19 protein-coding genes are annotated in these 24,623 nt (G+C 59.0%); 18 read left to right on the forward strand and 1 reads right to left on the reverse strand.

What is annotated here, in order from left to right; all coding sequences use genetic code 11:
* Positions 1 to 174: 174 nt before the first annotated feature.
* From F4Y72_01090 to F4Y72_01145, 12 genes are all read left to right on the forward strand, one after another.
* Complete coding sequence (locus F4Y72_01090) at positions 175 to 2,703, forward strand: TonB-dependent receptor (protein ID MXZ26883.1); 2,529 nt, start codon at positions 175 to 177, stop codon at positions 2,701 to 2,703.
* A 66-nt stretch (positions 2,704 to 2,769) separates the two neighbouring features.
* Positions 2,770 to 3,582, forward strand: coding sequence for an SDR family NAD(P)-dependent oxidoreductase (locus tag F4Y72_01095; GenBank protein ID MXZ26884.1), 813 nt, complete (start codon positions 2,770 to 2,772; stop codon positions 3,580 to 3,582).
* 80 nt (positions 3,583 to 3,662) lie between these two features.
* Positions 3,663 to 6,860 carry a hypothetical protein gene (locus F4Y72_01100; GenBank protein MXZ26885.1) on the forward strand — a complete coding sequence of 1,066 codons (3,198 nt, stop codon included), beginning with the start codon at positions 3,663 to 3,665 and terminating at the stop codon, positions 6,858 to 6,860.
* Between the two features lie 149 nt (positions 6,861 to 7,009).
* Entirely contained in the window at positions 7,010 to 7,792 is a 783-nt protein-coding gene (locus F4Y72_01105) for an SDR family oxidoreductase (GenBank protein MXZ26886.1), read from the forward strand.
* 58 nt (positions 7,793 to 7,850) lie between these two features.
* A complete protein-coding gene (locus F4Y72_01110; protein ID MXZ26887.1) occupies positions 7,851 to 9,500 on the forward strand; it encodes an arylsulfatase in 1,650 nt (549 codons plus the stop codon).
* Positions 9,497 to 10,645 (forward strand): cupin domain-containing protein, encoded by a 1,149-nt coding sequence (locus F4Y72_01115; protein MXZ26888.1) that lies wholly within the window; start codon positions 9,497 to 9,499, stop codon positions 10,643 to 10,645. The genes F4Y72_01110 and F4Y72_01115 overlap by 4 nt, the downstream gene beginning before the upstream one ends.
* Before the next feature lie 30 nt (positions 10,646 to 10,675).
* Positions 10,676 to 11,107 (forward strand): hypothetical protein, encoded by a 432-nt coding sequence (locus F4Y72_01120; protein MXZ26889.1) that lies wholly within the window; start codon positions 10,676 to 10,678, stop codon positions 11,105 to 11,107.
* Positions 11,104 to 12,780 (forward strand): FAD-binding oxidoreductase, encoded by a 1,677-nt coding sequence (locus tag F4Y72_01125; GenBank protein MXZ26890.1) that lies wholly within the window; start codon positions 11,104 to 11,106, stop codon positions 12,778 to 12,780. Before F4Y72_01120 ends, F4Y72_01125 begins: the two co-directional genes overlap by 4 nt.
* Complete coding sequence (locus F4Y72_01130) at positions 12,777 to 13,118, forward strand: cytochrome c (GenBank protein MXZ26891.1); 342 nt, start codon at positions 12,777 to 12,779, stop codon at positions 13,116 to 13,118. The genes F4Y72_01125 and F4Y72_01130 overlap by 4 nt, the downstream gene beginning before the upstream one ends.
* Positions 13,118 to 14,401 (forward strand): aminopeptidase P family protein, encoded by a 1,284-nt coding sequence (locus F4Y72_01135; protein ID MXZ26892.1) that lies wholly within the window; start codon positions 13,118 to 13,120, stop codon positions 14,399 to 14,401. Before F4Y72_01130 ends, F4Y72_01135 begins: the two co-directional genes overlap by 1 nt.
* Positions 14,402 to 14,408: 7 nt before the next feature.
* Positions 14,409 to 15,383 carry a hypothetical protein gene (locus F4Y72_01140; GenBank protein ID MXZ26893.1) on the forward strand — a complete coding sequence of 325 codons (975 nt, stop codon included), beginning with the start codon at positions 14,409 to 14,411 and terminating at the stop codon, positions 15,381 to 15,383.
* 4 nt (positions 15,384 to 15,387) lie between these two features.
* The gene (locus F4Y72_01145) at positions 15,388 to 15,780 is read left to right on the forward strand and encodes a DoxX family protein (protein MXZ26894.1); all 393 of its coding nucleotides are present in this window, start codon (positions 15,388 to 15,390) and stop codon (positions 15,778 to 15,780) included.
* 5 nt (positions 15,781 to 15,785) lie between these two features.
* On the opposite strand, the gene F4Y72_01150 is transcribed toward F4Y72_01145, so the two are convergent.
* Positions 15,786 to 17,255 carry a hypothetical protein gene (locus tag F4Y72_01150; protein ID MXZ26895.1) on the reverse strand — a complete coding sequence of 490 codons (1,470 nt, stop codon included), beginning with the start codon at positions 17,253 to 17,255 and terminating at the stop codon, positions 15,786 to 15,788.
* Here F4Y72_01150 and F4Y72_01155 point away from each other — a divergent pair.
* From F4Y72_01155 to F4Y72_01180, 6 genes are all read left to right on the forward strand, one after another.
* Positions 17,233 to 18,201, forward strand: coding sequence for an AraC family transcriptional regulator (locus tag F4Y72_01155; protein ID MXZ26896.1), 969 nt, complete (start codon positions 17,233 to 17,235; stop codon positions 18,199 to 18,201). The two genes, F4Y72_01150 and F4Y72_01155, sit on opposite strands and share 23 nt — an antisense overlap.
* 276 nt (positions 18,202 to 18,477) lie before the next feature.
* On the forward strand, positions 18,478 to 19,932 hold the full coding sequence (locus F4Y72_01160; protein ID MXZ26897.1) for a sodium:solute symporter family protein: 1,455 nt from the start codon (positions 18,478 to 18,480) through the stop codon (positions 19,930 to 19,932).
* A gap of 336 nt (positions 19,933 to 20,268) precedes the next feature.
* Complete coding sequence (locus F4Y72_01165) at positions 20,269 to 21,717, forward strand: aldehyde dehydrogenase family protein (protein ID MXZ26898.1); 1,449 nt, start codon at positions 20,269 to 20,271, stop codon at positions 21,715 to 21,717.
* A 64-nt stretch (positions 21,718 to 21,781) separates the two neighbouring features.
* A complete protein-coding gene (gene ligK / locus F4Y72_01170; protein ID MXZ26899.1) occupies positions 21,782 to 22,465 on the forward strand; it encodes a 4-carboxy-4-hydroxy-2-oxoadipate aldolase/oxaloacetate decarboxylase in 684 nt (227 codons plus the stop codon).
* Between the two features lie 45 nt (positions 22,466 to 22,510).
* Positions 22,511 to 23,590 carry a 4-oxalomesaconate tautomerase gene (locus tag F4Y72_01175; GenBank protein ID MXZ26900.1) on the forward strand — a complete coding sequence of 360 codons (1,080 nt, stop codon included), beginning with the start codon at positions 22,511 to 22,513 and terminating at the stop codon, positions 23,588 to 23,590.
* Positions 23,587 to 24,609, forward strand: coding sequence for an amidohydrolase (locus tag F4Y72_01180; GenBank protein ID MXZ26901.1), 1,023 nt, complete (start codon positions 23,587 to 23,589; stop codon positions 24,607 to 24,609). Before F4Y72_01175 ends, F4Y72_01180 begins: the two co-directional genes overlap by 4 nt.
* The last annotated feature ends 14 nt before the right edge of the window (positions 24,610 to 24,623 follow it).

A 24,623-nucleotide genomic window follows, 5' to 3' on the forward strand; every position in this document is an offset into this window, starting at 1 on the left:
AGCGCCAATAAGCAACCGATCGGCGCAAGAGCTGGCTTTTCGCTCCCGATTTGCCACCAATCGGGGTGCGCTGAAACACTAATAATTGAGCACTCGCGTGCTAGCGTCGGTGAGCGCGGCGCATTTAGCATTGAGCCTAGGGCAATACCATTTTGCTCAGAGGGCTCTACTGATATGAATTTCCAACACGCCAATCTGTTTCGCGTATGCATTCTCGCCGCAAGCCTGTCCATACCGGCAAGTGCGCTTGCCCAGGCAGCCCTGGAAGAGATTGTCGTCACGGCGCAAAAGCGCGAGCAATCGCTGACTGACGTGCCGGTCTCTGTTCAGGTCCTGTCCGGTGAGGACTTTATCGAGCAGGGACTCAATACGCTTGAGGATGCCGCAAATTTCATTCCCGGCCTGCAGGTGGAGCAGACAGAGGGTGGCGCAACCGTGCGCATCCGCGGAATCTCCAATGAAGGCTTCAACGTTGGGTTTGAACAGGCGACGGCCGTGTTCAATGACGGCGTCTATTACGGCCGGCAACTGCAGGCGCTCGCGGGGGTGTACGACATCGAGCAAATGGAAGTCCTGTTTGGCCCGCAACCCGTCTATTTCGGCCAGAGCGCCATAGCGGGTCTGATCGGCTATCGGAGCCGGCGCCCTACCGACGAGTTGGACGGGTACGTCGTTGCCGAGGCCGGCAACATCGGCCACACGAAAGTCGAGGGCGCCCTCGGCGGCCCGCTGGGCGGCAACTGGGCTGGCCGCTTATCCGCGAAGATTGTTCAAGACGACGGCTGGACCAAGGTGTTCGGCACCGGAGAGGATGGCAACCCGAACGAAAACTCGGCATTTCGTTTACAGCTTTCCGGCGATATCGCGGAGAACTTTTCGGTCTGGGCCAAGTACGAACAATTCGAGGCGAATACGGATGGATCATCGACCGATGCGTTCCCCTGCAACGTAGGGCTTTCAGCGGCGCCTCCGCTGGTGTTCTGCGATGACGCGATCAGGAATGGCCTTGGCGAGTTCGAGTACAACGACACGGTCAGCTTTGGTTCGTCCGTTTCGGCGCACCCGTTCGGGAGGGCACCCTTCGGTAATCTCGACCTGACTCAACTGGATATTGCCCAGCGCGACGCGATCGCGATCGACATTGAGGGCTCGGCAGCCGCTCTGGAACTTGTCTGGGAGCCCGTCAATGGCCTGATCGTGACCTCGCTGACCGGCTTTTCCGATTACGAGGCCGATCGCGCACAGGATTTTGACTTTTCACCGTACGCCAATTTCGCGTTTCCGAATGTCGAGGAGTTCGACCAGGTCAGCCAGGAATTGCGCGTGCAGAGCGACAATGACGGAGCCCTCAACTGGATGGCCGGTCTCTACTGGCAGGACCAGGAACTCAACTTCCAGGCGGATATCGTGTCTGCATTGCCGAACCCGATGGGGCCGTCGGGCACCAACGCAACCGAGTACAACGAAGAAGCCCAGTATTTCGGCGCGTTCGCTGCCGTGGCCTGGGAGGTTTCCGACGAGGTCACGCTGGAATATGGCATTCGGCATAACGATGTGCAAAAGGACGCCTACCTCTGGGAAGTGGATTCGTACCTGACAAATGCCGCCGGTAATCGAATTTCCAACGCCGGGCCGCCCAATCGGGGCATGACGCCACTCACCCTCGTGCCCAACGGCACGCAGGCAACCGGTTATTCGGGTTTGCTTGGCGAGATGGTTGCCGGCGATCGATGCCTGGGCAAGACGCCCAATAACGACGACTGCACGGTCAACATAAACCCGGCAGTTCTGGCGGCCTGGGGAGACACGGACCTGTCCCTTGACGAGAACGACCTTACGCATCAATTGACCGTCAACTGGGCCTTCAGCGATTCCTCCAGTGTTTTCTTCCGCTACGCCGAAGCATTCAAGCCGGGTGGGTTCAGCCGCGGAAGTTCATCGTTCATCGTATCCACAAAAGGTATATACGACGCCGAGAAGGCCGACAGCATAGAGGTGGGAGGTCGATTCGGTTTCGCCAATGGGCGCGGCCAGGCGAATGTCACGCTATTCAGCACCGACTATGAGGAGCGCCAGGTGGAACAACGGTTCGACGACCCGGTTACGGGCGTCACCTTCCTTATCTTCCAGAACGCCGCAAATTCCTCGATCAATGGACTGGAAGGCGACCTGCGCTATGTCGCCGACAGCGGACTGCGCTTCAGCCTGGCTGCATCGTATGCGAAAGGCGAGTACGACCTGTTTGACGATGCTGCCTGCTTCCGTGCGGAGCAGCGGATGATGCTTGGCGGGTGCAGGCCGGGAGGCGGCAGCATCGATCTGTCCGGCACGGAGTTTGACGGCATCCCCAACTGGACGATAACCGTGGGTCTCGGCTATGACTTTGCCTTGGGCGGCAACCTGCGCATGAACCTCGACACGAACCTGACAACGCACGACGATTTCGACCGGACGCGCCCGTTCGCATCCCAGACGCCGTACGAATTCCGCCAGCAAAACGGTTTTACGCTGATCAACGCGCGGGCGGCAATTTATCCCGGAGACGGGCGGTGGGAAATCGCAGCGTACGGCCGAAATCTCACCGACGAGCGGTACTGGCATACCCAACCCTCCGAAGTGGGGATATTCGGTAATGCAGTGGCCGTCATCAATCGCCCCGCGACGTATGGCGTAACGCTCCGATACAACTTCGGCGGCGCCTGAATTCACCGAGACCTGTAAGGTCGATGGCGGACGGGAGTCGTTGCCAGGCTCCATGGGAACACGCCGATGAAATTCAGGATATGTCTGTTGCTGTCAGCCATGTTGGCGACCTCAGTCACGGCTGCCGAAACCATTCTGATCACCGGAGCAAACCGGGGAATCGGACTGGAATTCGCGAGACAATACGCAGCCAAGGAGTGGCACGTTGTAGCGACTCATCGACGTGACGAAATTCCGGAAACGCTGGCGGCGCTGGCCGCCGAGCACGGCAATGTGCAGGTGGAAACACTCGACGTCAACAATCCCGGGCATCTCGCGGCGTTGGTTGCAAAGCTCGATGGCATGCCCATCGATGTGTTGCTCAACAATGCTGCCGTAATGGGCATCGACTCCGCGGGCACACTGGCAACGCAAACGAACGAAAATTTCGGCACGCTGCAACGCGAAGACTTCCTGCCCTACTTCACAACCAACGTGCTGGCGCCGCTGCTGGTGTCCGAGGCGTTCATCGACAGTGTACTCGCGAGCGACAGGAAGATGATCCTCAATATGACATCCGGCGCAGGCTCGATGACGACCGGCACGGAAATGTTCGCCGGCACAGGCTTTTTCTACAAGAGCACCAAGGCCGCACTGAACAGGAACATGGTGAATCTTGCGGCACACCTGAGGTCGATCGACGGGGAAGCAATTACATTCAACCTGGCGCCGGGTTTTACCATCACGGAGCGCTTTCAGGGAATGAGCGCCGATGAAATCGGGAACCGCGGAACGCCCGTTGCGGAGGTCGTCGCCGGCTTTGTCGAAGTCATCGACAGCGCGACGCCCGAATACAACGGCAGGATTTACGGGTTCAGGGGCGACATCAAGCCTTTTTGATTCCAGAGCCTGTTTGTGGCGCCACTCGTCTGGCCTGATGCTGACAGGCCTGTTTTCAGTAACGGGTACACTGCGGGCCAATGACCGGCGAGCTTCAGGGTTCATACCGTGATCGAGCAGTATTTGCGGGAGTTGCTGTCTGCTTTGTGCTTTCGGGATTTGCCGCGCTTTTGTATCAAACCGCGTGGATGCGACAGCTGTCGACGGTTTTCGGGACTTCGGAACTCGCCGTCGCGACAGTACTGGCAGCCTATATGGCGGGTCTCGCCTTTGGTGCAGCCGTAGCCGCCCGTTACGTAGACCGCATTCGCAAACCAATTCTGGTTTACGGAATTCTGGAGGCCGCAATCGCGTTGTCGGCAATTGCCGTACCGTACCTGCTCGAGCTGGCCGGCGGCGTCTACGCAACCTTGTTCGGCGGACATCCCGAACCGCCCGATGCGAGTGGTGCAGGTCAGTCGCTCTACTACCTGGCCGCATCCTTCCTGGTTCTGGTCCTGCCCACCGCGTGCATGGGCGCGACATTGCCGATGCTGTTGCGCTATGCGGTGCAATCGGACGATCAGGTCGGTCCCAGGACAGGCGCGCTCTATGCCCTGAATACGATCGGTGCGATTGCCGGGACTCTCGCAGCGGCATTCCTGTTGCTGCCCGCACTCGGGCTCAGGGGGACCATTCTGTTCGGGGCCAGCGTGAACTTCTTGGTGTTCCTGGTGGCGGCCTGGTTGTCGCGGGCGCAGTCGGACGCCCGGCAAACCACTTCAGCCACGACACTGCAACACGCGCGAATCGGGAAACAGGCCGAAGCGCTGATACTCCCGGTCATGCTCATGTCGGGCATGGTGACGTTTACCTATGAGGTTCTGTGGACGCGCCTGTTGTCACATGTCCTGGGCGGCAGCGTCGTGGCGTTCGCAGTCATGCTCGCGAGTTTCCTCTCGGGTATCGCATTGGGCAGCGCGGTGGCGTCCCGTCTTGCGGTATCGAGCCTGTTTTCCCAGAAGGCGTTCGCGATAACGCAAATGGGAATCGCGGCCACCTCGCTGGCGATTTACCAGCTGTTGGACGTTGCCGTACCGGAAATTGCAGGCCTCGGCCCCAATATTGCGCTTGCCGTTGCAGTGCTTCTGCCCGCGACATTGTTTATCGGGGCGACATTTCCACTCGCCGTCCGCATCCTCAGCCGCAACGAAGAGGATGCGGCGAACGCGTCCGCGCGCGTGTATTCATGGAACACCCTGGGCGCCATTGCGGGTGCTGTGATTGCCGGATTCGTATTGATTCCGGTACTTCGCTACGAAGGAACGGTGAAGCTGGCAGTGATGGTGAATATCCTGCTGGCGCTTGCGGTGGCGCTCGCCGTACCGGTCCGGCTATCGAAATTGGCGGGCGTTGCTGCTGCGTCCGCCATACTCGTTCTCATCGTTTTCAGGCCTGCCATGCCCGAGTCCTTTCTCAGGGTGTCGCCATTGAACGACTCGCGTAGCGGGGCGATCCGCTACTATGACGTTGGCCGCTCGGCAACGGTACTGATGCTGGAGCGGGATGGCTTCTTCTTTTTAAGAACCAATGGCCTCCCCGAGGCCTCTACGGACATGAAAGGCGCGCCGCCGACCAGGCATTCGCAGCGGCTGCTCGCAGCGCTTCCGGTAATCGCCAGGCCTGAACTCGAGAAAATGCTCGTCATCGGGCTTGGTGGCGGCGTCGTTGCTGAAGATATTCCAGCGTCGGTGCGAGAGTTCGATGTAATTGAGCTGGAGCCGAAGGTTGTCGAAGCCAATCGCGAGATTGCCGCCGAGCGAAACACTGATCCGCTGAGCGATCCGCGCGTACGAGTCGTTGTCAATGACGCCCGGAACGCAATGCGTCTCATGACCAAGGAATATGATGCGATCGTCTCGCAACCGTCACATCCCTGGACGGCTGGTTCGTCGCATCTCTATACACGTGAATTCATGTCGCTGGCAAGGTCCCGGCTTACGGAGGACGGCGTCTTCCTGCAGTGGATGAACCTCAGATTCGTTACCGAAGACCTGTTGCGTTCGCTCTCCGGCACCCTGCTGGACGTATTCCCGCACGTCCGCGCCTACCAGTTCGATCCCAACGTCGTATTCTTCCTGGCTTCGCGATCCCCGCTGAATCCCGAACTGGGCCTTGCGCTGCACGGCGAGCCACTTGCGACCCACCAGGCGCAATTCATGCGCAAGGGAATTGCGTCGCTCAATGATGTTGTTGCAGCGCTCGCCTGGGATACCGAGGGACTGCGCGTGATGGCGGGAGACGCGCCGCTGCTCACGGACGACGAAAACCGAATGGCGCAAAGGATCGTGGGGGGCTTCGAGAATGCTGCAATTCCGTATTCTCGTGTCAAAAGCCTGATCAGGGAACATGGACCACTTTTTGATCCGACGAGTTTTGTGTATCGGGAGCTTATAGACGAGATTGACTTTGTTTACGTCGGCGATCGGCTCTCGGCAATGTATGCGCCTGAACTCGTTCAGGCGCTTGCCCGGTCGCTGGCGGGCTACAGACACGCACATGGACCCGCGATAGGCGCGAAAGTACTCCTGTCGCAAGGTCAGCCGCAGCGGGCCGATCGACTTTTGATGACTGCGCTCGATCTGGATCCGGACAACCCGGTTGCCGGCTACCTGCTCTTCAAGGATCGTGGTGACTCCCTTGCCGACAATTCCCTGCCCAGTCGAATCGCCGGCTACGCCGACACACTGACGGATGCCGCGCGGTCGGTGATTCTGAATTGGAACGATTCGTTTCGCGGGCCGGGTGCCGGTGCGCGTTCCGACGACCCCATTCTCGCCGAGTCAGCGCCCTACGAGCAGTGGTATGTAGACGCTGCAAAAATGCGCGCCGACTGGAGAATCCGGGCGGGTATGCGCGGTGAACCCGGCACTCACGCAGTTGAAGCAATGAAAATCATAGACGATGCAATTGCCCTGCATCAGGATCTTGACATATACGGTATGCGCATGGCCGCGTCGTTCCTCGCGGGTGATTACGACGCGACGCTTGAAACGGCGCGGCGAATGATCTGGGTGATTCGTACGGATCTGGAGTTTCGCTCGAGATCGGGCGGAACTCCGATGTCGCGTCTCGAAGCCAGGAATACGCTCCGAAGGCTTGGTTCTGTCAATCGTGGCCTGCAGGAGGTCAGAAACCAGGGTCTGGCGGCGGATTACAAACTCAATGACCTTGACGCGCAGGCCAGCGCGCTCGCAAGGCGGCTGGAACTGATCGACCAGGGAGCTCCCCGGAGCTGACTACACCGGGACGGTCTTGTTCATGGGCTGGCGACGGCGCGCTTAGACACCAATAATTATGCGCTCAGATGCCAGCGTGAACGTTAACGGAAAACTATACTCAGACATGGACCGGTTCACAGAGGTCCACGCCAAAGGGTAGGAATGGTATGGACTTGGCGGCCAAGAGAATCGTTGTAACGGGAGCAGCGTCCGGTATTGGCAAGGAGAGCGCTCGCATGCTCAGGAAGCGGGGCGCGACGGTCATCGGTCTTGATCGCAAACAGCCGGCAAATGGACTGGTGGATCAGTTCATTCGCGTTGACTTGACGGAATTCGATTCGATTGGCCGGGCTGTCAACGCTATCAGCGGCAAAGTCGATGGGCTGTGCAATATCGCCGGTGTGCCTCCGACGGCATCTATTGCCACCGTCGTCACCGTGAACTTCATTGCCTTGCGATACCTGACGGAGCGCATGCTGGACAAGCTCGCCGACGGAGCATCCATTATCAATATGGCGTCGTTGGCAGGCGTGGGCTGGCCCGATTCCATCGAGCAGGTCAAGCGCTTCATTGAGGAGGCAAATTTCGACAATGCCGATAGTCTGTGCGAGGAACTCGGCATCGATGAAGAGCGGAGCTATTTCTTTGCGAAGGAAGTGCTCCGTGTATGGACCATGCAGAACTGGAATACCTGGCGGCAGCGCGGGATACGGGTGAATGCAATAAGTCCCGGCCCCGTTGAAACTCCGATTCTGGCCGATTTCCTCGAGACTCTGGGTGAACGCGCCGAAGAGGATATGGGCGTCATGGGCCGCGCCGGTACGGTGGAAGAGATTGCGCCGATCGTTGCATTTCTTTGCAGTGATGACAGCGTCTGGATAAACGGCACGAACATAGCCGCAGATGGTGGTATGCAGGCGCATGTGATGAGACAGGTTCACGGATTCTGAAGAGGCTGCAGCTTTGAGGCATCTTCGATTTGCACCTGCAGCCTTTCTGGCCGTTTCGCTGTTATCGGGTTGCGGCGGCGATGGTGGTTCCGCTCCGGTCAGTGAGGGAGATGCGCGCCCCAACATTCTGCTGATAGTCGTTGACGACCTGGGTCTGAACGATCTCAGTCATTTTGGCAGCGAGATCGGGACGCCGAATATTGATGCGTTGGTGAGGGATGGAGTAATGCTCGCGGATTTCAATGCGGGCCCTACCTGTTCGCCTACGCGGGCGATGCTCATGACGGGTGTGGACAGCCACGTTGTCGGCCTTGGCTGGATGGCCGAAGTGCTGCCTGATTTTCTGAAGGGTCGCCCCGGTTACGAGGGCTACCTCAATCAGCGCGCCGCTGCGCTGCCGGAGCTTATGGCCGATGCCGGCTACAACACCTATATGACCGGCAAGTGGCACCTTGGAAACACGGAAGAGACAAGCCCTTTCGCACGGGGTTTTGACAGGACATTCAGCCTGGCGAACGGTGGCGCAGGCGCGTTTCAGAATCAACTGTGGTTGCTGCCGCACGATCCCATCGTTTATCGCGAGAATGGCAAACGGGTCGAGGTTTTGCCTGACGATTTCTACAGCACCCGTTTCTATACGGAAAAGATGATCGAGTTCATCGACAGCGATCTTGGCGACGGCAAGCCGTTTCTGGCGTTCCTTTCATATACGTCGCCGCACTGGCCGCTTCAGGCGCCGGCGGAATCCATCGCCAAGTACGAGGACACGTATCTCGATGGGTACGATGCTCTGAAAAGTCGCCGCCTGCAACGTCTCAAGGATCTGGGTTTCTACGAACAGGATATCGACGCATTCCCCAGGATGCTGAAGGGAAGACCATGGGTTGAGCTTACTGAAGAGGAGCAGCGATACGAGTCGAAGAAGATGGCCATTTACGCCGCCATGGTTGACGATCTCGATGCCTACATCGGTGTAATCGTCGATCATCTGAAGAGCATAGGCGAGTATGAGAATACCCTGATCTTCCTTATGTCGGACAACGGCCCGGAAGGCAACAACATCCTGATGGGTCCGGGCATGGACGAGTATCTGGAAGCCTGTTGCGACAACCGATACGAAAATATTGGCAACCCCGATTCCTACGTCATCTACGGTCCCGATTGGGCTCAGGCCGGCAACGTGCCGTTGCGGACCTACAAGGCGCATACTTCGCAAGGAGCGTTGCTGGTGCCCGCCTTCGCCCATTTTCCCAAAAACTACCCGGGGGGCAGGACCTCTGACGAATTTCTGACCGTAAAGGACGTAGTGCCGACCATTCTCGAGGTGGCGAAGGTCAAACATCCTGGAGGCGGGATGTATCGCGGACGCGAGGTCGCCGAATTGGAGGGACGTTCAATGCACCCGCTTCTTCTCGGCCGGCAGGATTCCATTCGCGAACCCACGGACTACGTGGGCTGGGAAATATTCGGCCGACGTGCGATTCGCAAAGGCGACTGGAAGGCGATTTACCTGGCGCAACCGCTGTTTGGAGAAAACGATGTTCCGTTGGTAAAGCTGCAGACCTGGCAGCTCTATAACCTGGCCGACGATCCCGGTGAAGTAAACGACTTGTCCGCCCAGCACCCAGGAAAACTGAATGAACTGGTCGCTCTGTGGGACGAGTACGCGGAGAGAAACAATATCTACATTCGTGAGGGCGCCGAATGAAAAAAGGCATCCTGACGGCAGTCATTGCCGCCCCGGTTAACGGCATGTTCGCGGTCTTTGCCGTCATCCTGGCGCTGGTCATTTCCCGGGACGGCTTGGCGCACGAAAGCGAATACGACCCGAAGACGAATCCCCGGCCCTGGATTCGGCCGCTTGACCGGCAGGGTTTTCACCTCGGTTTTCCGCTGGCAACCGTTACGCCAATGCTTTCGCCGGCGGACACCGGCGGCTTGTTCGATGGGGGCGTCGAGCACATCGAAACGAATTACTACGGCCCGGCGCATGTGCACGAGAAATTGGACGAAACCATCATCATGATCGATGGCAGCGCCTACATCCGACTCAATGATCGCGACTTCACGCTCACCAGGGGCGAATGGCTTCACATCCCACGGGGCACGGTTCACAGTTTCAAGTCAACGGGCAGCCCGGCCAAGTGGATTATCCTGAAATCGCCGCCGGCACCACCGCCGCCCGCAACTGTCACGCCCGAGTGCGATCGTTCCGCATTCACGCCGGCGATGGTCGCGGATGTCGAGAGAATGAAACAGTTCTATCACGACTGCCTCGATGACTTTTATATGGTTCCGGATGCAGGTTTACCGGGAACACCCTTTACGCCCAGCAGTTACAGGCCCGATTTCGAGATTCGTCCCTGGGTCCGGCCGCTGGACCGCCGGCAATTTCACCTTGGCTTCCCGTCCGCAAGCGTTACGCCCATGTTGAGCGGCGAAGATACGGGGGGCGCATTTACGGGCGCCATAGAGCATATCGAGACCGATTACTACGGTCCCGCGCATGTGCACTACACCAAGTCCGAGACGATCATCATGATCGATGGGAGCACCCGGCTCCGGGTGGATGGCACCGACATTACATTGACGGAGGGTCAGTGGCTGCATATTCCGCCCGGCAATGTGCACAGCTTTGATTCCACCGGCAATCCGGCCAGGTGGATCATCCTGCAGTCGCCTGCGTCGGGAGAGCCTGGCGATGCGGCGGATTCGGATGAGTGCGACAGGAGCGCCTTCACGCCGGACATGATTGCCGATCCGGAAATCATGACTAGGTGGTATCACGACTGCGTGGATGACTTCTACATGGTCCCGGAAGCGGGACTGCCCGGTGACGAAGCGGGGCGGTAGTTCGCGCGGTTACTCAATATGGGGAAACGAATGATGAATAGACGGGCGTTTGTGAAAATGGGCATCGGCTCCGTGTCGGCTTCGCTGATATGGCCCGTGCTGGCGCAAGGCAAGTCCGGCGCAGAACTGCTGAACACTGTTGTGGTTTATCACGAAAATGCGCCCGACGGGACGGCTTTCTTCGGGGAACTCCTGGACAGGGGTGCGGAACCATTCCCGATTGGCGGAACTCTCGATCCTGCCCGGAAGAACCAGCTGTACCGCCGCCTCCAGGAACGTCCCTCGCTGGTCATGGGTCTGACTGACCAGGTGAGCGCTTTCGAATTGCAGATGGCCGCGGGAGACGCTTTTCATTTCAAGGTGCCTGAGGACCAGGTGTCCATCGAAAACCGTGGGGATGGCTCATTGGTGGCCTGGGCCGTAGCCCCGATTGCTGAAATACGCAAAGGAGGTGGAGCATGAGAACTCCGGATGGGGTAAGCGAAAGCGACTTTCGGAAGGCGCTCGAGGAATTCGCGAATATAGTCGGATCCCAGTGGGTATTCACGTCGCCGGAAGCCGTGGATCTGTATCGCGACGTTTACTCGATTTACAGGAATGAGCCGGAAGAGCCGGTGATACCGGCGGCGATCGCACCTTATACAGCCGAAGAAGTACAGGCGGTCGTGAAGGTTGCGAACCGATACAGGATCCCCCTGTATCCGATCTCCACAGGCAAGAACCTGGGTTACGGTGGCCCCTCGCCGGTGTACTCGGGCAGCCTCGTACTCGACCTGAAGCGCATGGATCGCATTCTTAACGTCGACGTTCAGAGCGCGACCGTCCTGGTTGAGCCGGGAGTCAGTTTTTACCAGCTGTATGAGTACTTCGAGGAAAACAACATCCCGCTAACCATGGATATTCCCGATCCGGCGTGGGGCAGCCTCGTCGGCCATGCACTGGACCGTGGCCTGGCGCATACCTATTCGCAATACGGCCGCGACCGCTGGAGTAGCCGGTGCGGCATGGAGGTCGTGTTGCCTACGGGTGAGTTGATCCGTACCGGAACCGGGGCTGCGGAAAACACCGCAATCTGGCAGGACCATCAATACGGCATGGGTCCTCAGATTGACGGGATCTTCGCACAGTCAAATTACGGTGTGGTGACCAAGATGGGGTTCTGGTTGCGGCCGGCGCACGAGGGGTTCCGCCGCGGCCGCGTTCACTTTGCGAATTTCGACGATATCCACAAGATGCTGGAACTGGATACCCGCCTGCAAAACATGGAAGTCTATAACGGCATGGCGAATCTGGGCACGCCGTTGTACGGAAGCATGATGCCCGGCATGCACGAGAAACCGGTCACCGATCCCGAGCACCTGCGCCTGCTTGAGATCAAGGACAGCAAGCGCCCCGACCCCGGCCCCCTGGCGCGCTATGGAAAGGAAAACAGGATTCCGTTCTGGGTGCTGGATCTCAAGTACCACGGGCCAAACTCGATTACAAAGGCGCAGTGGGAGTACACCCGGGACCTGTTTTCCCGGGAGGTGCCCGGGTGCTGGTTCACGGAGTACGAACCGCTTACGTTCCCGCTGGACAAGGCGACCATGGATACGCTGAACGAACCCGGTCGTGTCGAAAAGGTGCACCTTGGCATTCCCACGCTGGCTCGATTCGCGAGCGTCATGCGCAGCGAGCTCAACCCGAATCCCGATGTCGGCCACCTCTGGTTTGCACCCATGGTTCCGAAGAACGGGACGGAAGTCCTGAAGGCGCAGGAAGTACTGCAACGGGAAACGGACCGTCTGGGCGTCAAACTGCCGTTCCCCTATTACGCGCAGATGCCGCTCTTCTGGTACCCGAGAGTGGGCATCTTCCTCGCCGGCTGGCAGGTCAGTCCCGACCCCAAGGTCAATCAACGAACCCGGGAACAGTACATCGAGCTTACGCAGATTTGCGCCGATCTTGGCTGGACCGAATATCGGGCGCCGGCCCCGCTGCACAAGGACATTATCGGCATGGCGAACGGCTTCAACGACTCGGCCATGATGAAGTTCCGGAACACGCTGAAGGACGCCATCGACCCGAACGGCATTATTTCCGCGGGGCGCTATGACGTTTGGCCGAAGCATCTCAGAGAGGAGCGAGAGTCATGAAAAGGCTGATCCTTTTATCAATACTTGCAGCGTCCATTGGAGTAGCCGAGGCCGACGACGAAAAGCAGCATGCCAAAGGCAAGGCCGTCTACGACAAGTGGTGTCTGATCTGCCATGGCGAAGACAATGGCTCGTCCGGAGGCGGAACCCGGGCGCTGAAGGTCCTTTACAAGGGCGTGGTGCCCGCCAAGCTCGAAGACAGGACCGACATGACTCCCGAATTCATCAAGACGGTCGTCCGGAAAGGACAGGCCGGCATGCCGAACTTCAGATACACGGAAATCAGCCCGAAGGACCTGGAGGCCGTAATCGCCTACCTGAGGAGGAACAACAAGTAATGAGCCTCGTCAACCGGCGCCGGTTTCTGGCGCGGATCGCGGCTTTGCCGGGCGGGATCGCCGCCGCCGGCGCCTTGTCATCGCTGCGTTCTCCCGACGCCCGTGCGGCGCCCATGCCGGAATATCCCTATACGCTCGCGGAACGCAATCGCCGTTGGGCCAACATTCGCAAGATGATGTCCGAAGGCGGCTTTGACTGCCTGATTCTTCCCCATCGGTCGGGCGATGACGTCAATCAGCTGATGTATGCAGACTACGTGTCGGGCGGCGGCTTCTTCGACTTCGGCGATGGAGCGGTCGTGTTTCCGCTGGAAGGCGAACCCGTTCTTGTCAATGGCTTTCTGCCGTCGGCCTGGATCGACAGGCGGGCGGACAAGGCCTACCAGGAGAATGGAGTGCAGGTTCCTTTGGGCAATCAGATTGTTGAAGTCGTTCAGGACCTTGGGCTGGCCAGAAGCAACCTGGCGGTTGTCGGCACCAGGTCGGGCGCCGAAGGTCTCAATGAATTCCTCAATGAGGGCCTAATCACGTATGCGGCGTGGTCGGCCGTCCTGGCCGGCTTGCCGGAGGCGACTTTCACGGACATCACCGAGGCCTTCTCAATGATCATGATGGTCAAGAGCCAGGAGGAGATTGCCAATATCGAAAAATCGGCGTTGCTGGGCGAGCGGCTCCACGAACTAATTCTGCAGGAAACCGCAGTCGGCATGGACAAGAGGGAATTCCAGGCGATGGTCGAGCATTTTTTGGCCGTGAACGGCGCGCGTCCGGACGTGCGGGCGCTTGCGATGGCGCCGGGGCTCGTCAGGGAGGGCCACGTCATCAATTCCGAGTACGGGATCGTGTACGCGGGCGGGTACAGCCAGGTCACGCTCTGCGCGGTGGTCGGCAAGATGAGCGATGAAATGAAGAGGCTCGCCGATGTCGCCCACCAGCTCATGGACCTTGGCGCATCGACCCTGCGCGCGGGAAAGACCTTTGGCGATGTCATCGAGCCGATGGAGAAGCTCAGCGCCGACTCCGGCTACTGGCACATGTTCCCGCATATTCACAATATTCTGCCGATGACCCTGGTCGGCCCGGTGTATATCGGCGGTCCGGACAAGCCGGGATCCCTTTGCCTTGGAGCGCACATCGAAATCAAGGAAGGAATGGCATTCAGTTTCGAACCGGCCGCAAGAACAGGGCAATTCGCCGAAGCCAAGGTAGGCGCGACTGCCGTCGTTACCGCGGACGGGCTCAACGTAATCAATAAGATCGGAACGCGGGTTCAGCAGATCTGAGGCTCCCATGAATACCCGATCTGAGCAAGGGGCCGGCATGCAGGATTTGAGAAAGGAAAACTGGGTCTACGGCGGGGCCTTTATCGTCGGTCTCGCGATTGTCGCCATGCTTCAGTACCTTTTCTGGAGCCGCGCACCCGGCGATTGCTCGGTGGAATCATTTGGTGAAGATGCTGCTGCGGCGTGGAATAACCGTGAGTACCTTGCTCATTCAGCCTGTTACCAGAAGCTGTTCCGTGACCATTCCGATCTGGACCTCAGTCAACAAGCGGCCCGCGAAATGGAAGCGATACTGGCAAGGGATCACCCGCGGCGCGGTTACAAGATTGGCGGCCACGATGCCTCCATGTGGGACAGGATCGGATTGCCTGGCCCGATGTTTGGCGTGTTCTATGGCGAGGATGCGTTCTTTGACAACGGCGCGACTGTTCCCATCCGGGGCCAGGTGATGAATTACGAACCGGACATGCTGCTCCGGATCGGCGACGAGCGCATCAACGAGGCGGAGTCCGTCGAGGAAGCCATGCGTTATGTGGACCGCATCTACGCGTTCATCGAACTGCCGGTGCTGTTGGGCGACCCGGCGGAACTGCAGGAAGGTTTTATCTTTCCTTTCCTGATGCAGGCGACGAACCTGGGAGCAAGACACGGCGTCATCGGCGAGTACCTGGATACCGCCGATGACCCCGAGATCTTCGAGAACCTGCGCAATCTGACGGTGATATCCGCCAACCCTGACGGAACCGAAAGAAGCATTTACAAAGTTGCGGAACGCGATTCGGTGCACCCGGTTATCGTCGCACTGCAGGCTGCGGAATCCCTGCGCAAACGGGGGGAGTCACTGAAAAAAGGCGACGTAATCAGCGTGGGCGCAATGATGGAGGAGTTCATTGATCCCGCAGTACCTATCGAAGGAAAGCGGCACGTGCACTACTACATTGGCGACGCGGTAATCTCCGTGTCCGCCGGATTCAGGGAGTGAGGTGATGGCGAACATTCTGGCGCATACAACGCTGCCGCGCATGGCGAAGAACCACTTGCTGTTCGTGCTAACGCTGCCCATGACCGTGGTCTTCCTGATGACGGCAAGCCTGAAGATCCGAGCCTACTGGATGATGATCATGGGCTTTGACGGTTACGGCTATCCGATCGCTTTCATGTTCTTCATCGGCTATGCCGAATTGTTCGGATCGATTTCCCTGTGGCTCAGACGATGGGCGCTGCTGGGCTCAATGGGTCTGTCGGTGATTATTCTCGGCGCTGCAGCGACCCACATCATCAACGACGATCCCATCGAGTTTTCCGGTTTGGCGTATGCGATGACGCCGGCGATGCTCCTGATCACCTTCTATCATTGGCGGGCTGCCCGTCAGGAGTAGACAAATCAGGGCGTTAACAAGCCCTGATCGGTTACGTCCGTCAATGCGGAGATGTGTGCGGCCGGATACTTGTACGCCTTGAATACCGGGGTAGTTCCCTTGTACTCGGCGACGATTTCGCCGTCGGAGGCCACCTCCACCACGTGATAGTCCGTCGTGTCGGAAATCAATGTGTTGCCGTTCGGCAGGCGTCTCGCCCCGCCCTGAAAATCGGCGAAATAGTCGGGGTGCTCCCAGTACCAGGCGGTTTCGGCTTCATAGGCTGAGTTTTCACGGCGCCTGTAAGTGCCTCCATCCAAACTGGGTAACGTCAACTCGTACACATTGCTGCGGGTTTCCTCAACTTCGATTTCGCCGATATCGCGCATGTTTTCGGCGGAAGGCTGCGCAGGACGTCGCGGCCGGATAATTGTGTTGTTGTTGTGGACCAGGATATTGCCCGCGCCCGGTAGTCCCTCGTCGATCCAGTTCGCGTCATGTTGCTTCAGAAAAACTCTGTCGTTGGCGATTCCCATGTCGTAGGCGGCCGGATTGCCGTACCGAAAAAGGATTTCGCCGCTGCGCCCGACAATCCAGATTTCGTCGTAGATAAATGAGCTTAGCAGCACCTGGTCGAGGTCCGCGTTGTAATCGACGGAATTGATGTGTTGCCTTACGGTGTCGAGCGGCGCATAGGACTCCGGAAAGTGCGGATCAATTCGCTCCGGATGCTCAGCAATTACGCCGTAGTTGGGAGCGTCCGGAAATCGATCCTGGATAAGGTGGTCCGCGAAACTCCATTCCCAGACAATCTCGCCTCCACCGGTTTCGAAATTGGGTGCAAGCTCCATCACTCCATCGGCCCACACTTCGTCCCGTCCGTCGGCGTCCCATCCTAGAGCCCTTGCTTCGCCGGCTGACAGACGCTTGTACGTCGTTACCAGAAAATGACCGTTCCGCATCGGCTCCATGTCGTGGTGGAACAGCGTATTTTCGAGCTGCGTCGCCAGAAACTGCCAGATGACATTACCGTGGGCATCGACCACCTGAATCGCGTCCGTCGAGGCGATCGGCCCGCCCGCGACATTCCTGCGATCAAGAATCCCGGTCCTCAGGACCCGGCCTCCGTCAAGCAGGTAGGCAGGCGTTCCGCCGCCCGTGAGGTTGGTCGGCCATGTGTGGACAAGTTTGCCGGTAGAGTCAACGAGAACACTGATGTTCTCGACATCCTGCTGCAATTCGTCGGACTGGTGCCAGAAGAGAAAGCCCGGGTCAACGCGATCAGGCTGGTGAATGTTGACCTCAATAGGCTCCAGGGAATCGCCTGCATTGGCGCAAGCGAACGCGACAAGTGCCAGGACCAGCGGCATTCGTGTGATGAGAGGTAGAGTGGTCATTTGTTCACTATTGATTGCGGATCGTTCTGATGAGGCAAGGAAGTATACTGAGACGGAGATGATGGGAGCGTGAGACTTGGGGGAGCGGATTTTCGACACGAGCGTCGTGCCGGCACAAGCCCAACTGGAGTATTGGGCCGATCACGTCTGTAAGGCCTTTACGAATTTGCAGATCCGAAAGGCTTCGCATGACATCGAAGGATTTACCGGCAAGCTTGCTCAACGCGATTTTGGGCCGATATCGATTGCGTCCGCACTTGCGCAGGAGAGCGAAGTACAGCTGACAAGAAGGGAAATCTCGGAGGCAACCGAAGAAGTCCTGTTGCTGCATCTGCAATACAAGGGACGCTCAACCCTCTACCACAATGGCGCGGACACGATTCTGAGTGCGGGCGATATAGAGATATGCGACTGCACTCAACCTTACCGCCTCAACCTGTTCAGCAACCATCGGGCGCTGCATGAAATGCTGGTTGTTCGAATACCGCTGGCGCTTCTGTCGTCTCGAATACCTAATGTTCATGTCCTGGCCGGCGCGTTCGTGTCCGCAAAGAGCGACCTTGGAAATTTGCTTTCCCGGTTCATTGTCAATGTCTGGGAAGGCCGCCACGGAATCAAGGATGAGGCGGCCATGCAACTTGGCAAGCAGATCGTCGACCTGGTGATGCTGGCATTCAATAACGATGCCATCAAGGAGATCCCGGAGTCTTCGATTCGGACGGGGCACCTGATTCGAATGAAGCGCTTCATCGACGCACATTTGTCCGATGCATCCTTGGCGCCTGCAACAGTTGCGGCAGCCGCATGCATTTCACCAAGATACGCTCATCAGCTGTTCGCGACCGAGGAAGGTACCATCTCGGGCTACATAATGGCGTGTCGATTATTGCGTTGCGAGGAGATGTTGGCAGCGCCGCAATACAGCAATCTCACGATATCGGAAATCGCTCATATGTGGGGTTTCAAAGACGCTTCGCACTTTGGCCATGTGTTTCGTCGCAAGCATGGAATGAGCCCGTCAGCCTTCAGAAACCCAAGGCCATAGTGTCCCAGGCATTCAGCTCGGCCCCGTGATGGATGACGGAACTCAGATAGCTCGGGCGTGGGAATTTTGCAGGCACCGAACCCGTATCGAATAGCCGCTCCACCACGAAGCCAAACCCAGTGCCCTGATTTGAATATAACCGGACGTGAATTCGGCACGTTTCGCTCATTGGCCGCAACTTCAGTTGCACTCAGAAGCCAGCATTTGGGCGTCCAGATACCAGACTTTTCGCTTCCGAACAACTAGATTTGTAACCGTGTTCGTCAGGAAGAACGCATGAGACAAGGCATCCTGTTGGCGGTCATCGCTTATGAACTGATCACGATTGTCGGTGTCGGCGTGTGGGTAGCCCGAATCCAGGCTCGCCGAAAGCTCGCGGACCAGGAATCGTTCACTCACGCGGGCCACGGCCTTCCGGTTCCCGCAGTTGCATTGACGCTGGCGCTAACGGTTCTCGGAGCCGTGCATGTGATCGGCGTGTTCGAAATGACCTGGGATCTAGGCGCGCCCGTCCTGTGGTTCAGTTTCGCGCATGTAATCCTGTTGTCGGTAATCTGCCTGGCAACGGGCCGTTGGGTGCGGCGGCTGAAGATGTCCACGGTGCCCGAGTTTCTCGAGTCGGGCTACGGACTGCGTACGCGTCTCCTGGTGAGCAGTGCCATGATCGGCGCCATTTTCGGAATCATCACCCTGGAAGCCCAGGGGCTGGGCGTGCTCTTCTACACGATGACCGGCTGGCCGATTCAAGTCGGTTGCATCGTTGGAGGCGTACTCGGTGTCCTGTACGTGATATTGGCGGGAATGAGGGAAATCAGCTTTCTCAATATCATCAATGCGGCGGTAATGTATTTCGCCATCATCCTGTCGGTCATCTTCATTGGCTTCGCCCTGCCAGGGGACGGCTACAACACGGTCGCCGAGGTCCATCGGGCCGCAGAAAACGGCCCTTCGCTCTCTCCGATCGGCGACCTTGGAGTCATAATCGGTTTTGGCTTGCCCATCATCATTGCGATCGCAGTCAGTCAGTCAGTAAGCCAGATGACCTTGCAGACTGCAATGTCGGCGAAGTCCGAGAAGACACTGGTGCGATCGATGTGGATCGCGGCCCCGGTTAACGGCATGTTCGCCGTTTTTGCGGTGATCCTGGCTCTTGCCGCCATGTCGTTGCCCGAGTTCGCCGATCGCGGCCCGAAGGTAGCGACCACGGCCATGCTCGTTGAACTCCTGCCGCCGTGGCTCGCTGCGGTCCTGCTGGCCGCATTTGTGGGTGTGATCCTTTCAACCTTCGCGATGACGGCATTGGCCTCGTCAACGCTCTTTGCCAAGGACATATACAAGCGGCTCTACAGGCAGGATGCGAACGAAGCCGAAGTAACCCGCGTAACGCGGATCGGGATCGTCGTGTTCGGGTCGCTGGCCATGGTCGCGTCCATGTTCATGCCCCCTATCCTCGCCGGTGTCGCCTGGCTCCTGGCGTGGATGACACCCGTCTTCTGGGTGCTGGTCTACGGGTTGTTCTGGAAACGCAATGAGAACGTCGCGATTGCAGCCTTGCTCGCAGCCTGGATTCTCAATTCACTTTGGACTTACACGGATCTTGCGGACTGGGTAGGGCTCGCGGGCGTACACAATGCCTACGTGACTTTCAGCGCAGGATTCGTGGTGACAACGCTGGGCAACGCGATGTTTGGCGGAAAGCCCGGCCTGATGAACAAAGCGGCGAGAGCTTGAAAGGAGCAACGATGGCCTGGGACATCATCTTGAAAAGCCTTGGGATCATTCTCGCAATCATGGTCGTTGCGCAGGCGATCTTCCACTTCTTCGGGGACAAGCGGGGGCCGGGGGTAAAAGATGAGTGATGCACTGACGGAGATGCTGTGGATGGGTGGTTGCACGGCCCTAATGGTTTGTGTGGGCCTGATTGCATTCGTGGGCTACTTGCGCACGAAGCCGGCCGCGCCCCGTACGCGTCAGAGGAGCTCCTGACCGACGAGATCTCGGTGGAGGAACAGGCCGCGATTGACCAACTTCCTGCATGCTTCGGAGGAATAATTGATGGCACACAGCATGTACATTGACGGTGCCTGGTGTGCACCCGGAGACACGTTCCCCGTTATCAATCCGGCGGATGGAGCGGAGTGGACGCAAGTGGCGAATGCCGACCGGCCGGTTACGGTTCAAGCGATCGAAAGCGCTGCCGCGGCGGCCAACGGATGGGCGAACCTACCCCATACAGAACGCGCACGCTACCTTCTGAAGGCCGCCGATATTGTCGAGGCACGCCGCGACGATCTCGTGGATTCCCTGGTCGACGAAGCCGGCTCCTGGATTGGCAAGGCGATGTTCGAATCAGGTTATGTTCCCGGCATTTTTCGCGCAGCGGCTGCCGTCGCGTACCAGACAAGCGGAGAGATCCTGCCGTCCGAACACGACAAGGTCAGCATGGTGCAGCGCTGCTCACTCGGCGTTGTAAGCGTTATCTCGCCATGGAACTTCCCTGCCCTGCTGTCAGCCCGCGGCTTTGCCGTCGCCCTGGCGGTGGGGAATTCCGTCGTGCTCAAGCCTTCCGAGGAAACGCCCGTGAGCGGCGGCGTCTTTTTCGCACAGGTCTTTGAAGAGGCCGGTTTGCCTCCCGGCGTACTCAATGTCGTCACCTGCTCGCGTGAGAGGGTCACCGATGTGGGCGAGGAACTCGTATCCAATCCTCATGTTCGAGGAATCAGCTTTACGGGCTCCACGGCCGTGGGGCGCGAAATCGCGTCGCGGGCCGGTTTCCTGCTCAAGAAGGCTTGCGTCGAACTGGGCGGCAAGGATGCGCTGCTGATACTTGACGACGCCGACCTGGACCGGGCGGTCAACGCAGCAACCTTCGGCTCCTTCATGCACCAGGGACAGATCTGCATGTCGGTTGAAAGGATCATCGCTGCCGAATCGCTGGCCGAGGAATTCTCTGGACGCTTCGCCGCCAACGCGCGACGGCTCAAGAGCGGCAACCCGCGTAATTTAGGCTGCCCTATTGGCCCAATCATCAACGAGCGCCAATTGGAAAAAATCAGGACGCAGGTTGAAGACGCGCGCGACAGGGGAGCGAAAGTGCTCGCGGGTGGAACGAGTAACGGAAATTTCTACGATGCCACCGTGCTGACCGAGGTCACGGCGGACATGCAGGTGTACTCCGTGGAAACTTTCGGACCGGTAGCTGCCGTGATTACGGCTGCCGATGACGATGAAGCCATCGCAATTGCCAATGACACGGAATACGGGCTTTCGGCAGGCATCATCACCGCTGATGAAGAGCGCGGACTGGAGGTCGCACGCCGTCTGCACACCGGAATGGCGCACGTGAACGACAGCTCCGTGAACGACGAACCGCATGTTCCGTTCGGCGGAATGAAGTCCAGCGGCCTCGGCCGTCACGGAGGGCGCGCTTCCGTCGATACGTTCACCGAATTACGGTGGATCACGCTGGAGCGCGGGGGCAGACATTATCCTCCTCCCTTCCTTGAACCGAAATAGTTGAGCGCAGCGAACAAGATCGGCACGCAATAGGCATCCGACTTTTTTATGGAAGCAGCTTCTCATGTCCATCGTCTTTACGAAGATTGACCGCTCCGCGCAGGGAATGGCGGAGGAATTCGCCGGTTTCGGCGTTGCCACCGTGCATGAGGCGCAGGGCCAGAGGGGACTGCTCGACCCGGCGTTGCGGCCGATCTACCGGCCGGTATCCATTGCCGGCACGGCCGTAACCTGCGAGGTAGCGCCCGGCGACAACTGGATGATCCACGTTGCCGTAGAGCAATGCCGGGACGGCGATGTGCTGGTCGTGACACCAACCCGCGCCTGCCATGACGGCTACTTCGGCGATCTTCTGGCGACCTCTCTGCAGGCCCGCGGCGTGCGTGGACTGGTCATTGATGCGGGCGTCCGCGATATCGCCACGCTTACCGAGATGCAGTTTCCGGTCTGGTCGGCCGCGGTGTGCGCCCAGGGCACGGTGAAGGAAACGCTGGCCAACGTCAACACGACAATTGATTGCGCGGGACAGACGATCGCGCCGGGCGACCTTATCGTTGCCGACGACGACGGCGTGGTGGTCGTGCGCCAGGCCGAAGCAAAGGCCGTGCTCGTAAAGGCCAGACAGCGGGTTGCCCAGGAAAAAGAGAAGCGTGCGCGGTTCGAAGCCGGTGAACTCGGCCTGGACATGTACAACATGCGCGAAACCCTTGCAGAAAAGGGCCTGCGCTACATCGAATCGGAGGGCTGACGTGCCGCTTACCGGCAGGTCGAGCCGTTCACCCGCAGACTAGCGATGCAAACGGCGATTCCAACTGTCGTAATGCGCGGCGGCACCTCAAAGGGGCTGTACTTCCTGAAGGACAATTTGCCGGCTGACGAGGCCGCACGCGACCGCCTGCTGCTGGCTGCGATGGGCTCGCCCGACATGCGCCAGATCGACGGAATGGGCGGCGCTCATCCTCTGACGAGCAAGGTGGCCGTGGTTTCAGGGTCGAAAAACGCGGACGCCGACGTCGACTACCTTTTTCTGCAGGTTTTTGTGGACAAGGCACTGGTGTCCGACGGCCAGAATTGCGGAAACATACTTGCCGGGGTCGGTCCGTTTGCGATCGAAAAGGGCCTGGTGGGAGCCGATCCTGCGGAAACGACGGTGCGGATACGCATGCTGAATTCGGGCGGTATCGCGGTTTCGAAAGTGAGCACGCCCGGCGGCCAGGTCAGCTACGAAGGCGCGGCGCGCATTGACGGGGTGCCCGGAACGGCAGCGCCCGTCATGATTGATTTCGCGGACGTTGCCGGATCGAACTGCGGCGCCCTGCTGCCGACGGGCAAGGCCGTCGACCGGATCGATGGAATCTCCGTGACCTGCGTGGATAACGGCATGCCGGTTGTCGTGATGCGGGCTTCGGACTTCGGCAAGACAGGCTATGAGTCGCCCGGGGAACTGGAGCAGGATAAGGCCCTGAAATCCCGGGTCGAATCGATTCGCATTCAGGCGGGCCCGATGATGAACCTCGGAGACGTTACCGGGAAGACGGTTCCCAAGATGAGCCTCGTCGCTCCTCCGCGGCACGGCGGCGTGGTGGCCACGCGAACGTTCATCCCGCACCGCGTTCACCAGTCGATCGGCGTGCTGGGTGCGGCAGGCGTGGCCGCAGCCTGCTGCGTCTCGGAAAGCGTCGTCGAGGGCGTCACGGACACCGCTACGGGCGGCGAAATGGACATCGAGCACCCGACCGGCCGCTTCACGGTGGACATCGGAATCTCGGAGCGGGAAGGCTGCCATGTCATCACCCGCTCCGCCCTGCTCCGCACCGCGCGCAAGCTGATGGACGGAACCGTCTATGTACCGCAGGGAGCCGCAGTATGCTGATCGTCGATTGCCACGGTCACTACACGACCGCGCCGAAGCCCCACCAGGACTACCGCAAGGCGCAACTCGACCGGCTGACTGATCCATCCCTGCCGCCACCTGAACCGGCAAAGATCAGCGACGACGAAATCCGTGAGAGCATCGAGCTGAATCAGCTCAAGCTGTTGCGCGAACGCGGTGCGGACCTGACGGTATTCTCGCCCAGGGCCTCAGCGATGGCGCATCACCTGGGCGACACCGCGACATCCATGGAATGGGCGCGCGCCAACAACGACCTGATCCGCCGCGTCATCGGCCTTTATCCGCAGTACTTTGCCGGCGCCGCGCAGCTGCCTCAGGTGGCCAACGAGTCGCTGGCGGGCCCCGTGGAAGAACTGGACCGCGCCGTCAACGAGCTCGGTTTCGTAGGCTGCAACCTGAGCCTGGATCCATCCGGCGGCCACTGGACCTCACCGCCGCTTACCGACCGTTACTGGTACCCGATCTACGAGAAACTCGTGGAGCTGGACGTGCCGGCGATGATCCACGTTTCGGCGAGCTGCAACCCCTGCTTTCACGCGACGGGTGCGCACTACATCAACGCCGATACGACTGCGTTCATGCAGCTCATCCAGGGCAATCTGTTCGCCGATTTCCCCGAACTGCGCCTGATCATCCCTCACGGCGGCGGTGCGGCGCCCTACCACTGGGGCCGCTACCGGGGCCTTGCGGACATGCTCAAGCAGCCGGAACTGTCCGAGCACGTCATGAAGAACGTTTTCTTCGACACCTGCGTCTACCACCAATCCGGCATCAATCTGCTGTTCGAGGTGATCGATGTGGAGAACATCCTGTTCGCATCGGAAATGGTCGGCGCCGTGCGCGGCATCGACCCCGAAACAGGCCACTACTTTGACGACACGAAGCGCTACGTCGACGCTCTCGATCTCGACAAGGCGGACCGCCGCAAGGTCTTCGAATTGAATGCTCGCCGGGTCTACCCAAGGCTGGATACGCATCTGAAAGTGCAGGGGCGATGAACGCAAACCGTTTC

Source organism: Gammaproteobacteria bacterium (genome assembly GCA_009838035.1).
In the GTDB taxonomy this organism is placed as follows: Bacteria; Pseudomonadota; Gammaproteobacteria; order Steroidobacterales; family Foliamicaceae; genus Foliamicus.

Excerpts from the sequence above, each read along its gene's own strand:
- F4Y72_01090 (MXZ26883.1), top strand. The coding sequence starts at position 175 with ATGAATTTCCAACACGCCAATCTGTTTCGCGTATGCATTCTCGCCGCA.
- F4Y72_01095 (MXZ26884.1), top strand. The coding sequence starts at position 2,770 with ATGAAATTCAGGATATGTCTGTTGCTGTCAGCCATGTTGGCGACCTCA.
- F4Y72_01100 (MXZ26885.1), top strand. The coding sequence starts at position 3,663 with ATGACCGGCGAGCTTCAGGGTTCATACCGTGATCGAGCAGTATTTGCG.
- F4Y72_01105 (MXZ26886.1), top strand. The coding sequence starts at position 7,010 with ATGGACTTGGCGGCCAAGAGAATCGTTGTAACGGGAGCAGCGTCCGGT.
- F4Y72_01115 (MXZ26888.1), top strand. The coding sequence starts at position 9,497 with ATGAAAAAAGGCATCCTGACGGCAGTCATTGCCGCCCCGGTTAACGGC.
- F4Y72_01120 (MXZ26889.1), top strand. The coding sequence starts at position 10,676 with ATGATGAATAGACGGGCGTTTGTGAAAATGGGCATCGGCTCCGTGTCG.
- F4Y72_01125 (MXZ26890.1), top strand. The coding sequence starts at position 11,104 with ATGAGAACTCCGGATGGGGTAAGCGAAAGCGACTTTCGGAAGGCGCTC.
- F4Y72_01130 (MXZ26891.1), top strand. The coding sequence starts at position 12,777 with ATGAAAAGGCTGATCCTTTTATCAATACTTGCAGCGTCCATTGGAGTA.
- F4Y72_01135 (MXZ26892.1), top strand. The coding sequence starts at position 13,118 with ATGAGCCTCGTCAACCGGCGCCGGTTTCTGGCGCGGATCGCGGCTTTG.
- F4Y72_01140 (MXZ26893.1), top strand. The coding sequence starts at position 14,409 with ATGAATACCCGATCTGAGCAAGGGGCCGGCATGCAGGATTTGAGAAAG.
- F4Y72_01145 (MXZ26894.1), top strand. The coding sequence starts at position 15,388 with ATGGCGAACATTCTGGCGCATACAACGCTGCCGCGCATGGCGAAGAAC.
- F4Y72_01160 (MXZ26897.1), top strand. The coding sequence starts at position 18,478 with ATGAGACAAGGCATCCTGTTGGCGGTCATCGCTTATGAACTGATCACG.
- F4Y72_01165 (MXZ26898.1), top strand. The coding sequence starts at position 20,269 with ATGTACATTGACGGTGCCTGGTGTGCACCCGGAGACACGTTCCCCGTT.
- ligK (MXZ26899.1), top strand. The coding sequence starts at position 21,782 with ATGTCCATCGTCTTTACGAAGATTGACCGCTCCGCGCAGGGAATGGCG.
- F4Y72_01175 (MXZ26900.1), top strand. The coding sequence starts at position 22,511 with ATGCAAACGGCGATTCCAACTGTCGTAATGCGCGGCGGCACCTCAAAG.